Genomic DNA, 11,851 nt, shown 5'->3' on the forward strand with positions numbered 1-11,851 from the left:
TCGAGCGCGGCCCCGCCCCAGACCCGGCTTATCCTGCCCGCCTCACCAACTGCTCCAGCACCGTCCGATACGAGGTCGTCCCGACCACCCTCTCGTTCACGCCATCCTCGAAATCGATCCACCCCGAGTTGAAGCCGTCGAGCATCTCGATCCGCGGCGCGGGCCACTCGGTGCCCTGTTCCTGAAACTGCGCTTGCCACTGCTCGCGCGGCACCGTCCGCGCTTCGACCGGGCGTCCGAGCAGGTCGCCGAGCATCTCGGCGATCTCGCGCTGCGTATAACGCCGCGGCCCCTCGATCTCGATCACGCGTCGCCCCTGCCACGACTGCGTGAGCGTCTGTGCAACGACGTGGCCGATATCCGCTGTCGCGACCATCGGAAACGCGCGGTCGAGCGGCTGCAAAAAGCTCGGCATCACGCCGGATATGCGGGCCGGCGCAATATCCCACAGCGAGTTCTCCATGAACCAGGCCGGCCGCAGGCTCGCGGTTGGGATCGACAGACCGGCGAGCGTCTGCTCGAGAATATGCACCTGCGTGATCAGGCCGAGCCCCGTTTCGCGCTGCCCGCCCACCGACGACAACGCCGCCACCCTCCCCGGCCGTGCCTTCGACAGCGCCTCCTTCAGCACCGCGGCCGCCGCATGCGCGTTCGGATAGCCGGGCAGCGGCGCGAAGTTCGGCGCGATCAGCACGAACACGCCGGCCGTGCCGCGAAACGCGGCGGTGAGCGCGTCGGCGTCGTCGAACGACGCGATCGCGACTTCGGCGCCGCGCTCGCGCCACGGCGCCGCCTTGCTTTCGTCGCGCAGCACGGCGCGCACCGCGTGCCCCGCGTCGAGTAACGCGCGTGCCGCCGCGCCGCCCACCTGTCCTGTCACACCGGTAATTGCAAACATGCTTCTCTCCTCGATGACGGCGGATGCCGTGATGGGAGGAATTCTCGGTGTGGCGCGGCGATTTCGCGAGAGCGTGGATGTCATTTGTTTAGTGACTTGATGTCATCCGCTCGGCGCGTCGCTTGTCAGAGAACAGGGCCGGCCACAACACGTAAAACGTATTTGCGCCGGCCCCTCGTCCGCTAGCTAAATCTCGTCGTGCGCCTCGCCTGCATCCTATGCCGCGTCATCGAGAAGGTCTGCCGCATCACGACGCGTGAGTCGCTGATTCGGAAGGCCTTCGCGTCGAGCGCCAGAGAGGTGAACAGCTCGTGATCACAGTCATTGATGCGCCGGTAGTCTTCGCCGTTATGGAGCAGGACTTCCAGCAGCCTGCGCTGTTGGTGTCTCTCCTGTGCGGTTATGGCCATTGCACCAGCCACCCTGATGCTCTCGTTTATCGTTGTGCTAGTCGAGCAACGCATGCCGCATTGGGCCTGCCTCGCCTGGCCAAGATCGTACAGCCTTCGTCATTCCCTGTCCGCTGGCTTGACCATCCCTTCCAGCCGATAAAACTCGATCTTGCGATAGAGCGTGCTGCGCGAAACGCCAAGGGCGCGTGCAATGGCTGAACGTTCCGTAGCCTCCAGACTTGCGTTCTCGTCCCGCAGTGAAGGCATGGCCCCGGACATCGAGATGTCATCGAGCAACTCGGCAGGCAAATCGTCGAGCGACACGGCAGTTTGGCTCGACGTCAAAAGCATATAAAGGAGAAGAAAGTAACGAAGCCGTCCTCAGTTGGCGTTCAGGGAGGAAAGCGAGGGGTCATCCGCAGCAGCGAGGTGTCGCAAAATCGGACGCTCACAGAGGATCGACGCTGTGGGATGTCTGAAAATGGGACGCATCGAGTGTGAAGGGCTCGATTGCATGCATGTGGGATGGAGTCGTCGCACAGAGAGTGAAGTGCGCGATGTCGGCCAGAAAGACCGACGCCTGGATAGATCCAGGGCTTGAAAGAGAGTGATGGCAGGGGAAGAAGGATTCGAACCTTCGAATGCCGGAATCAAAATCCGGTGCCTTAGGCCAGCTTGGCGACTCCCCTACGTAGGGGCGAGATCCTACCAGAGGATTCGCAAAGAGCAAAGGGTTCTCGCAGATACGGTGAGATGGGTTCGCTCAATGGTGATCCACCGGTCGCGGCCTGAGCGGCTCACCTCCCCGGCATTCGAGTGCCGCCCGGTCCCAGCCGCCGAGATCCGCGGCCGCTTGATACGTACTCTCGAGAAAAGCCAGCAGCGCTTGCTCGGGGTCGTTCGACGTGCGGACGCTTTCGTACGGAAGGATGAATTCGCCAAGCTTGTCGTCGAAATAGGCGCCGCCCGGCTGGGGTGTTGCGTTGGAAAAGCCGTCAGGCGACGGGTAAGCGTAAGAGTAAAACGCCGGGAAAGGTGTCGCCGGTCCCCCCGGCCAGAACCCGGCCGACGATACTTCGTGGCTGTAGGCTTCGCGCGTCACTTCATCGGGTAGCGCTGGAACGCCGCCGGGATGGAGAGGCGCGCGGCGTCCAGAAAAACGCGTCACGGCGAGATCGAAGCTACCCCAGAAAAAATGAACCGGGCTGACCTTGCCGATATAACCGGTACGAAACCGCTCAAGCACACAACAGACCGTGACGAGCGCTCGAAAGAAGCGGCTCACGGCATCCGCGTCGTACGGGCGCGCTGCATGGTCGTCCTCGAACGGCACGAGGTTCGGGATCTCGTTGGGTCGGCCGTGAAACACGGGCTTGCCTCCGAGTTGCGCAACCAGATCCAAAAAGTTCGCGTGGAATTCTGCAACCGACATCGGGGCGAGCGCGAAGTGCGCCTTGCGTCCATCGGCAGCGCTGCCGAGCACGCGATGTTCGAGCAACTCGAACTCGATCTCCACGCCGCTGGCATCGGGGATAAGCGACGTCGTCAGGCCACGCGTGCTGACGTACAACGTAGCGTGCCACGAATGATTCAGCCATGGGGTTCGGGCGAGCTTGTACTTGCCGGCGATTTGCGTGTAGAGGTGCAACGCGGCGCACGTGTCGCGCCAGGCGTCGTACGGAATATCAGTCCAGTTCGCGCTCATAGCGGCTCCATCACAAATTCGTCTGTGTCATCGCCAAATGACGCGCGCCCTAGTCCTTCAAGGTGCGCTGGTCGCTGAATGACCTTACGCCAGACGCAAAGTCTTGTCACCTGTCGCGCAATCCGGCGGCTACCGGTTGCGCAGGCCTGCTCGCCCACAAGGTTCAGCCGAGCGCGGTCTGTGCGCGCGCAGATAAAAAATGATTTGACAGACTATCTTAAGATATATATCTTACGATGCATCTTACGACATTCATGGGAGGCATCCCAGATGCGTCATCCTCATCGTTTTTCCGGTCCGCGCGATGCGCAGAACCGTTGTCACGCGGGCTTCGGCCATCCGCCGCTGCATGCGGGCGACGTCGCCGGCCGCGGCGCTTCCCTCGACCCTCGGCACCGCTTCCTGTTCCACGTTTTGCTTCACGGCTTCGGCCATCATCACGAGCAACGCTTCGGCGGCCGCGGCTCGCGCTTCGGCGGTCATGGCGGCCCCGGCGGCATGGGCGGATACGGTGGTTTCGGCGGCGGCCCGGGCGGCTTCGGCGGCGACGGCGATGGCTTCCCGCGTGGCCGCAAATTCAGCTCCGACGATCTGCAACTGCTGCTGCTATCGCTGATCGACACGCAGCCGAGTCACGGCTACGAACTGATCAAGGCGCTCGAAACCCGCTCGAACGGTTTCTACAGCCCGAGCCCCGGCATGGTCTATCCGGCACTGACCTATCTCGAAGAGCTCGGCTACGTCACCGTGCAGCTCGAAGGCAACCGCAAGCGCTATGAGCTGGCCGATGCGGGCCGCGAATATCTGGCCGCGAACCGCGAGCGCGTCGAACTGATGTTCGCGCGGCTCTCGCATATCGCCCGCAAGATGGATTCGGTGCGCCGCGCGTTGGCCGGCGAAGAGCCGGCCGACGTCAGCGAAGGCGGCTGGGTGCCGGAGCTGAACGAAGCGCGCCGCACGCTGAAGAACGCGCTGCTGCGCCGCGACAACGCGCCGGCCGACGAGCAGCGCCGCATCGCCGCGATCCTGATGCGCGCGGCCAGGGAAATCGAAGGCGGCGGCAACGGCAACAAAGCGAAGACCGGCAACGACAGCGAGCCGACCGTCTGACAACGCGCGCTCGTCCACGAGACAACCCGCGCGTCCTCCCAAACCGAACAGGAGCACCACGCTCATGCAAGAACAACTCACTCGCCCCGACCTCGCCGTGCATCGCGTGCGGCATCCGTTGAAGTTTCGTCTGCTGCAGGTCAAACAGGTGCGCGCGCTGACGCCGCACCTGATTCGCGTGACCTTGACCGGCGACGATCTGCACGACTTCGTGTCAGCGTCGTTCGACGACCATATCAAGGTGTTTTTCCCCGAACCCGGCGCCGACAAACCGACGCTGCCGCAAGCCGGCCCCGACGGCCCGTTATTCCCCGAAGGCAAGCGGCCGACCGCGCGCGATTTCACGCCGCGCCGTTTCGATCGCGACGCCCGCGAGCTCGACATCGAGTTCGCGATGCACGACGCGGGCCCCGCGGCCACATGGGCCGCGCAGGCGCAGGTGGGCCAGTATCTGGGCGTCGGCGGCCCGCGCGGCTCGCTGGTGATTCCGACCGGCTTCGACTGGCATCTGCTGATCGGCGACGACACCGCGCTGCCCGCGATCGCACGACGTCTCGAAGAGTTGCCGGCCGGCACGCGCGTCGCCGCGGTAATCGAGGTCGCCGATCCGTCCGCGCGCATCGAGTTCACGACTGAAGCCGAGCTGCACCTCGTCTGGTGCTATCGCAGCGAAGCCGACACGCAGACCGGCACGCGCGGCGAAGCGCTGTTGCACGCGGTGCGCGATACCTGGCTGCCGGAGAACGGCGAAGGCTACGTGTGGGCCGCCGGCGAGGCGGCGGCGATCCGCGCGGTGCGTCAGCATCTGTGCGGCGAGCGCGGCGTCGACAAAGCGCGGATTCGCGCGGCCAGCTACTGGAAACAGGGTGCGGTCGCGGTCCACGAAACGATCGACGACTGAGCTCCTGCTCGCGTCGCGCGCGGCATCAGCGGCGTACTTCGAACAACAACAAAGGGAAATCAACCGATGTACTCAATCACTGCACGGCACGAACGCCATTTGCTGTGGGTGCTCGCGCTCACGCAGTTCACCATCATCATGGACTTCATGGTGATGATGCCGCTCGGCCCGCAGATCATGAGCGCGTTCCAGATCGCGCCGGCCGCGTTCGCGACGGCGGTGTCCGCGTATTCGTGGTGCTCGGGGCTGTCGGGTCTGTTCGCGGCGACCTATATCGACCGCTTCGACCGCCGCCGTCTGCTGCTCGCCATCTACGCGCTGTTCGTGCTGTCGAACCTTGCGTGCGCGCTCGCTTCGAGTTTCGCGCTGCTGCTCGCCGCGCGCGCATTCGCCGGCATCACGGGCGGCGTGCTCGGCTCCGTGATCATGGCGATCGTCGGCGACGTGATCCCGCTGCAACGGCGCGGCGCCGCGACCGGCACGATCATGACCGCGTTCTCGCTCGCGGCGATCGCCGGCGTGCCGGCCGGCGTGATGCTCGGCGCGCAGTTCGGCTGGGCCGCGCCGTTCTTCCTGCTGGTCGCGTTGTCGCTGCTGGTGTGGTTCGCGGCCTCGCGGCAGGTGCCGTCGCTGGCCGCGCATCTGAGCCGCAGACAGCCGCCGCTCGCGGAAGTGCTGCCCGAGCTGTGGAGGCTCCTGAGCAACCCGCGGCATCTGAATGCGTTCGCGCTGACGTTCGTGATGATGATTGCGCACATGCTGGTGATTCCGTTCATCTCGCCGATGCTGGTCGCCAATCACGGGGTCGCGCCGCGTCAGCTGTCGTGGCTGTATATGGGCGGCGGTGCGGCGACCTTCTTCACGTCGCGGCTCGTCGGCAGGCTCGCCGACCGCTTCGGCACGCAGCGCGTGTTCCGCTGCGCGGCGCTGCTGTCGTTCGTGCCGGTGCTGTTCGTCACGCATCTGCCGGACCTGCCGTTCTATGCGCTCCTGCTGTTCTTCCCGTGCTTCCTCGTGGTGATGAACGGCCGCATGGTGCCGATGCAGGCGCTGCTGACCACGGTCCCCGAGCCCGCCCGACGCGGTGCGTTCCTGAGCGCGAACAGCGCGCTGCAGGCGCTCGGCACGGGCACCGGCGCGTGGCTCGGTGGCCTGATGCTGAGCACGTCGGCCGATGGCCGCATCGCCGGGTATGGAACCGTCGGCTGGACCGCGGTGGCGGTCGCGTGTGCGGCGGTGTTGTGGGTCTCGCGTGTGAAGGCCGCGCCGCGCGAAGCGGGGCCGGCCAGCGACGCTGGCGCGACGATGCCTCGCGCCGCTGGCCTCGAAGCGCGCATCGCCGGAGAAGGTTGACGATGCAAGGCCGCGCGCTACGTCTCGTCGTCGGTGCTGCCGGTCAGCGCGCGCCGCGCGGCCTCGCCCTGCTCGTGCGACGTCGCGTAAAACACGCGCGCCCGGCCAATCACGATTTTTAGCGTCGCGATCACGGGCACCGCGAGAAAGATCCCGGCGACGCCGCCGAGTTGGTCGCCCGCGAGCAGTCCGACGATCACCAGAAACGGACTGACCTCGACGCCTTCGCTCATCAGATACGGATTGAGCACGTAGTCCTGGAACAGCCGGTACAGGCCGATGAAAATCACCAGCCACAAGAGGTGCGGATAGCCGCTGAACACCGCGACCACCAGCGTGATCGCGACTGCCGCCAGCGGCCCCGCGAACGGCACGAATTCGAGCAGCCCCGCGCTGACCGCGAGCAGAAACGCATACGGCACGCCAAGCAGCGAGAACGCGATGCCGTAGCAAAACAGCGTGGCGAGCGACAGGAACAGCAGCGCGCGCACGTACTTCGACAGCAGCACGTTCACATCGTCGACGATCTCGTTCCACAGCACGCGATGCCGCCGGTTCAGCAACGCGAGAAACGCGTCGCGCATCCGTTCGCCGTCCTTGATCAACAGGAAGCTCAGGATCGGTATCAGCACCAGATAGATCAGGTTGCTCGCCGCATGCACGACCCCGAGCCCGAGGCTGCGCGCCAACGGCACGGCCTTGTCGGAGCCGGTCTCGATCTGGCTGCGCAGGAAATCGACGATCCGCTCGCGCAGCGGTTCGAGAAAATGCGGCAACGGCAAACGGTTCGGCACGTCGGTACGTAGCAGCCCCGGCAATTGCGAAAAGAGGCGCGTCGCCTGATCCTGCAATTCCACGCCGAACACCGAGCCGACCACCGCGAGCAGCGCAACCACGACGACGAACACGACCGCGATCGACATCACGCGCGGCACGCGGCGCGGCCTCACGCGTTCGACCAGCGCGACCATCGGGTAGATCAGATAGCTGAAGAACACCGCGAACACGATGACGAGCACCGTCGTCGACGCGACATAGATGACGAAAAACAGCAGCGCGAGCAGAGACGCGGTCCAGACCTTCCTGGCCGCGCCGACGTCGAATCCCAGCATGAAGCGTCCTCGAATGAGCGATGCGGTACCGACGCAAGGAATGCGCCGGCCGACTCTGGACCGTAACAGAAATTTACACGATACGTGTGTCGAATACCGCGCCGCGAGGGCGCGACGCGACGAGCACCGACGGCGTGCGAGGCGCTACGCACGTGGTGCGTCAGTGCACGAATCGCGTGCCTGACTTTGATGCGCCCGAAACCGGGCAGTCCGGATAGGTAACGCTGGGGTACGCGAAACCGCGACGCGCTAGCTCTTCACGCGCTCACGTTCCTCCTGGGCTTCTTCGGCGATCCTCGCCTGGATTCTGCCGGCGATCTTCTCGGCCGCTCCTTCGGCCTGCTTCGCGCGATTGCCGGTGACCTTGCCAATCGCTTCCTTGACGGAGCCCTTGAGCTCCTTCGCTGTACCTTCTTCTCGATTCCTGTCCATGGTGCCTTCCTGCTAGGTTTGACTGTGGAGTTGCCTCTGGCGTTGCAACGAAAAGATAGCGAGGCCGTCTCTCGTGAGCTGTTTCATTCGCGGTTCTTCCCCTTCACCATGTCCCGGTCTTCGACGACGCTGCCCTCACCGCCGTCGCCCTTAGCGCTGTCGTGTTCAATGTCCGGGGTTTTAGCCAGCTCTGGCAACGACCGAAGGACCGCTTCGGAGTCTTCATTTAGGCCGTCGACCAGTTCATCGATGCGCAGTTCACCAGATTGAATCTGCTTTACCATTCGAAGGATCGTGAAGACAGTCGGCGGGCAGCGTGCGATCGCCAAGCCCATTTCGTGGAGTCCCTCTTCGATGCGTTTCGCAATCTCAGTCTCGCCCGCGCGAGTCAATAATTCGGTCGCACCCATTTCACGCATATACATCCGAACGGGATCCGTTGTGCACCCGAATTCAGGATCGACGGTTGAAAGCGCGCCTTCGGCCTCCAGGTCTGCCTTGTCGTCCGACGTGGCTGCCGGCGCCGCGTCGTCCAAGAACGGCTTCTCCGTGTCTGGCGCCTGCTCGTAGACTGCAATGCCGATGTCGTTGAAAGTGCTGGCAATGATTTCAATGGCCGCGGTATGCACAAAATTGTCGGGGAGATGATCGTTGATTTCCGCATGAGTCAGGTAGCCGCGCTGGTTGCCGAGTCGGATGAGAGTGCGCATCCAGCGCTCCTGTTGCTCTTCGTCCTGCGATATCCCGTCGATCGACTGCAGGGGTGTTACGGGATCGACCTTCGACGCGCGCGGGACCGACGCGTTCAGAGCGGACGAAACTGTGCCTGGACGTGAATAGGGCCAATCGACCTTTGACATAGATTCTCCTGGACGTGATTGCCCGGCAATCGCGACCAGCGACTGTCCACACTCGGCCGACGAGCCGCGCACGTTTCGCTGTTACAGACGGACACAGGCTGTGGAATCGCAACGGGCAGTGAATGCGTAGCCCCTAGATACGGGCGGACGCGAGGGAACCGCAAGACTTGGCGAAAAGCATCAATGCGGCAGCAACGTAACACAAACTACCGCATTTCACCAGTTGGCGAATCTGGACCGTCCGCAACGTTAACGTGCTACGCCGCGGGCCACACTAAGAATTCGACATCTGGATGGATAGAATATGACGAAGCTTATCGAGATCTTTGCGTGGAACTGGAGCATCTATGAATACGGCGCGGAGTCGGAAGCGCATCAGGGCCGTTCCGGCCAAACGTCGTTGGGTTCGGTCGAGCTCTGACTTGGAGACGTGCCTCTTTCCGTCGTTCAGTCGTCGGTTCTACGCCGAAAATGGCGGTTCATTGGCGAGTAGGCCTCTCATCGAGGTCCGTACGAGAACATCTCGGCTGGACCGCTAGCTTTTGCTGTTTGACGGATATCACGTCTACGGCGTGCAACTGCCCTAGCGTGTCGGCCGCCTTCAGTACCTTCTCCCGCGTGGGCTCTGGATTGACCCTCATTAGCAAAGCCGATATTCTCGCTCTTTTTGACAGAAATCCGGCATCCACCGGGTTTCGGTGAATGGCTGGGCGTTATGGCGCCTTGGGCGCGCGCATCGGCGCATTGGCGCAATCTCGAACGCTCCTGTGGGCATGGATTTCACATCCGCCCGCGGGCGGCGGTCCTACCGGGCGCGGCACGAACTAGCAGCCACGCCACAAGATGCACATTGGCGCCGGCGTATTCCAAAGCTGAATGAGAGAAGCTGACAGTGCGGAAGCACCTTCGTGCCGAAATCGCCTATGCCGGCTCTTGACAATGTGCGGGCCTGAAAGGAGGAAATGAAATGAAGCCGCAGCTGATCCTGACAATATTGATCGCATATCTGCTGTGCGCTTGTGTTGGGGGGCACGGGTCGTCTTCTGCGCCAGCCCGCTCAGCAGAGACAGGCTTGCGGTCCAATTTCAATCGGACCGCAATTACCGCGCGTCTGCCCACGGACACCGGCGGTTTCGCAACGGCGACCGGATCAGACGATCCAGCCGTCACGGTCGACAGCCTCGCTGATCTGCTGGCTGCGTTCAGCGCGCGACAGCACCACATCCTAGTCAAGGGCGAAATCTACGGCGGACCGCGACTGACGACCATCACCTTCGCCAGCACGGACTGGAACAACACCACGATCGAAGGCGCCAGCGGTGGCAATGCGGTGCTGAAAAACGTCCAGCTTAAATTCGACGGCGAAATGCTGCCGGCAGACCAGAACATCCAGAATGTCGTGATCAGAAACATCACTTTTCATGGCGTCATCGGAGATCTACAGGCCCTACCCGCCCAAGTCTACGGCACATCCAACAACGCCGGCATCAACTATGAAGGCGTGTCGCTGCGACGGGTCACCAATGCATGGGTCGATCATTGTTCCTTCTACGATACGAGCGACAATCTGATGAGTGTGACGCTGTCATCGGATAATGTGACGGTCTCGTATAGCCGGTTTTATTTCACCAATGAATGGCTGGCGATGCGCCCCGATCCCCTGTGGGACTGGACGGGCAAGAACCAAGATCTGGCCAATGAACGCCTGGCGATGGTAGTGGGCGCATCTCGGCAGGATTCGTATGCATATGGTGGGCACAGGCTGCATGTCACCTTGCACCATAACCAGTTCGGCCCCAACCTAAAGGGGCGTCCGCTGCTGCGGGGCTGGGTCCACGCCTACGACAATTATTTCGATAACGACGCCACACCGACTGGCCTCACGGCCGTCGGGTCAGACGAGACCCAGTACAACGCCCTGCAGATCGGAAGCGGCAGCGTCGTTTATGTTGAAAGCAACTATTTTCTTAGAACTAACCAGAGCATTCAGGTCGGTCTGGATTTGCCGGACGATGTCTACTCTTTTCATGAAAACGCAAACCGGTACGTTCAGTCCACCGGCAGATCGGCAAAGGGCGAGGCTTTTTCAATCGCGCCCGTCGGTTACGCCTATCGAGTTGGGACGGCCTCGTCCGTTCTCAACGCCGCGTCGGCCTACGGTCCTCGCTAGTGCCAGCGATCAATCAGGACGACTTCCCGCTGGCTGTTGGGGTCGTCTCGCTGGCATTGACGTCAGTGCCCAGGGGCGGCCCTTTCACGATCCAACGACGCATCGCAGGCACTGCAATACCACAGATCGGGAATCGCCCGCCGCGCAGCACGTATCGGTGATTGCATTAGTATGTGCTACCGGGAGCGAGTTTCACATGCTGCGCGACGGCGCCTTCTATCAAGCGAAATCCGCCCCTCACACCGAAACGCCAGTTATCGCTTTTCTGCGTCTGACGCATCTCGGGATCGCGCGTTCCGGAGCTGTTTTTCGTCGAACTGGGCGCCGGAATCAACGTGGCAACGACCACCGTGCCGGTCTTGAGCATCATGCCTTTCTTCACCAGGATTTCATTGACCAGCGCGAGCATCTGCGCAGCCAGTCCATGGCGCTTTGAGAAGGTGACGAAACCGCAGAATCGTGCTCTCGTCCGGCAAACGCATCGTGCCGCCGTCAGATCCTGCGAAGTCACGATACAGCGGCACGTCATATAACGCTTCTTCGATCGCTGGATCGGACAGACCAAACCACTGTTGCATCAAATGAATGTGCAGCATCGTCGCGATCGGGAACGGCGGCCGTCCAGTCTTACCAGTCGGATAGTACGGTTCGAGCAGCGCAATGAGCTTCAACCAAGGCACACCGCGCCGTCCTCATCGAGAAATTCGCGCTTACGCGTGCGCTTCGTTGTCAAATCCAGGTCAAGTCCAAGTTGCGTCATCTGGGCTCTCCTTAACTCACTCCCTTCATCCCTGTCACGGATCGGCGTAATCGAGCCGGGGATGATCGGCGTAATGAGGCCACCTGGAATGGCCCCGAAACGCGATTTCGAAGGGACTCAAGAATGCGTTTTTTTGCCTGATTTGGCAACCGCGTTTT

The 11,851-nt window shown here is 62.5% G+C and carries 10 protein-coding genes, 1 tRNA gene and 1 pseudogene; 4 read left to right on the forward strand and 8 right to left on the reverse strand.

The window, feature by feature from the left end:
• Positions 1-28: 28 nt before the first annotated feature.
• From ACLFKU_RS36810 to ACLFKU_RS36825, 4 genes are all read right to left on the reverse strand, one after another.
• A complete protein-coding gene (locus ACLFKU_RS36810; protein ID WP_410852451.1) occupies positions 29-898 on the reverse strand; it encodes an NmrA family NAD(P)-binding protein in 870 nt (289 codons plus the stop codon).
• A gap of 509 nt (positions 899-1,407) precedes the next feature.
• Complete coding sequence (locus ACLFKU_RS36815; RefSeq protein ID WP_410852452.1) at positions 1,408-1,614, reverse strand: helix-turn-helix domain-containing protein; 207 nt, start codon at positions 1,612-1,614, stop codon at positions 1,408-1,410.
• Positions 1,615-1,901: 287 nt separating this feature from the next.
• Positions 1,902-1,979: transfer RNA gene (locus tag ACLFKU_RS36820), tRNA-Gln, on the reverse strand.
• A 74-nt stretch (positions 1,980-2,053) separates the two neighbouring features.
• Positions 2,054-2,995: a DUF5996 family protein gene (locus ACLFKU_RS36825; RefSeq protein ID WP_410852453.1), complete on the reverse strand. Its 942-nt coding sequence runs from the start codon at positions 2,993-2,995 to the stop codon at positions 2,054-2,056.
• 270 nt (positions 2,996-3,265) lie between these two features.
• Between ACLFKU_RS36825 and ACLFKU_RS36830 the strand changes: the two genes are divergently transcribed.
• From ACLFKU_RS36830 to ACLFKU_RS36840, 3 genes are all read left to right on the forward strand, one after another.
• Entirely contained in the window at positions 3,266-4,105 is an 840-nt protein-coding gene (locus ACLFKU_RS36830) for a PadR family transcriptional regulator (RefSeq protein ID WP_410852454.1), read from the forward strand.
• A gap of 64 nt (positions 4,106-4,169) precedes the next feature.
• Positions 4,170-5,006 carry a siderophore-interacting protein gene (locus tag ACLFKU_RS36835; protein ID WP_410852455.1) on the forward strand — a complete coding sequence of 279 codons (837 nt, stop codon included), beginning with the start codon at positions 4,170-4,172 and terminating at the stop codon, positions 5,004-5,006.
• 66 nt (positions 5,007-5,072) lie between these two features.
• The gene (locus ACLFKU_RS36840) at positions 5,073-6,359 is read left to right on the forward strand and encodes an MFS transporter (protein WP_410852456.1); all 1,287 of its coding nucleotides are present in this window, start codon (positions 5,073-5,075) and stop codon (positions 6,357-6,359) included.
• Between the two features lie 17 nt (positions 6,360-6,376).
• Here ACLFKU_RS36840 and ACLFKU_RS36845 read toward each other — a convergent pair whose 3' ends face one another.
• The 3 genes from ACLFKU_RS36845 to ACLFKU_RS36855 form a co-directional block, all read right to left on the reverse strand.
• Positions 6,377-7,471: an AI-2E family transporter gene (locus ACLFKU_RS36845; RefSeq protein WP_368581941.1), complete on the reverse strand. Its 1,095-nt coding sequence runs from the start codon at positions 7,469-7,471 to the stop codon at positions 6,377-6,379.
• Positions 7,472-7,720: 249 nt separating this feature from the next.
• Positions 7,721-7,903, reverse strand: a complete 183-nt coding sequence (locus ACLFKU_RS36850; protein WP_368581940.1) for a CsbD family protein — start codon at positions 7,901-7,903, stop codon at positions 7,721-7,723.
• An 83-nt stretch (positions 7,904-7,986) separates the two neighbouring features.
• Positions 7,987-8,763 (reverse strand): RNA polymerase sigma factor region1.1 domain-containing protein, encoded by a 777-nt coding sequence (locus ACLFKU_RS36855; protein ID WP_410852457.1) that lies wholly within the window; start codon positions 8,761-8,763, stop codon positions 7,987-7,989.
• A gap of 967 nt (positions 8,764-9,730) precedes the next feature.
• Between ACLFKU_RS36855 and ACLFKU_RS36860 the strand changes: the two genes are divergently transcribed.
• On the forward strand, positions 9,731-10,933 hold the full coding sequence (locus tag ACLFKU_RS36860; RefSeq protein ID WP_410852458.1) for a pectate lyase: 1,203 nt from the start codon (positions 9,731-9,733) through the stop codon (positions 10,931-10,933).
• A gap of 235 nt (positions 10,934-11,168) precedes the next feature.
• Here the strand turns inward: ACLFKU_RS36860 and ACLFKU_RS36865 are convergent.
• Positions 11,169-11,693, reverse strand: a pseudogene (locus ACLFKU_RS36865) (IS5 family transposase); the annotation flags it as partial.
• Between the last annotated feature and the right edge of the window lie 158 nt (positions 11,694-11,851).

This window comes from Paraburkholderia sp. EG304 (assembly GCF_046543485.1).
In the GTDB taxonomy this organism is placed as follows: domain Bacteria; phylum Pseudomonadota; class Gammaproteobacteria; order Burkholderiales; family Burkholderiaceae; genus Paraburkholderia; species Paraburkholderia youngii.

Bases quoted from the DNA above. Each gene is read 5' to 3' on its own strand.
- ACLFKU_RS36835 (WP_410852455.1), top strand. From the start codon at position 4,170: ATGCAAGAACAACTCACTCGCCCCGACCTCGCCGTGCATCGCGTGCGG.
- ACLFKU_RS36855 (WP_410852457.1), bottom strand. From the start codon at position 8,763: ATGTCAAAGGTCGATTGGCCCTATTCACGTCCAGGCACAGTTTCGTCC.
- ACLFKU_RS36845 (WP_368581941.1), bottom strand. From the start codon at position 7,471: ATGCTGGGATTCGACGTCGGCGCGGCCAGGAAGGTCTGGACCGCGTCT.
- ACLFKU_RS36850 (WP_368581940.1), bottom strand. From the start codon at position 7,903: ATGGACAGGAATCGAGAAGAAGGTACAGCGAAGGAGCTCAAGGGCTCC.
- ACLFKU_RS36825 (WP_410852453.1), bottom strand. From the start codon at position 2,995: ATGAGCGCGAACTGGACTGATATTCCGTACGACGCCTGGCGCGACACG.
- ACLFKU_RS36840 (WP_410852456.1), top strand. From the start codon at position 5,073: ATGTACTCAATCACTGCACGGCACGAACGCCATTTGCTGTGGGTGCTC.
- ACLFKU_RS36830 (WP_410852454.1), top strand. From the start codon at position 3,266: ATGCGTCATCCTCATCGTTTTTCCGGTCCGCGCGATGCGCAGAACCGT.
- ACLFKU_RS36810 (WP_410852451.1), bottom strand. From the start codon at position 898: ATGTTTGCAATTACCGGTGTGACAGGACAGGTGGGCGGCGCGGCGGCA.
- ACLFKU_RS36860 (WP_410852458.1), top strand. From the start codon at position 9,731: ATGAAGCCGCAGCTGATCCTGACAATATTGATCGCATATCTGCTGTGC.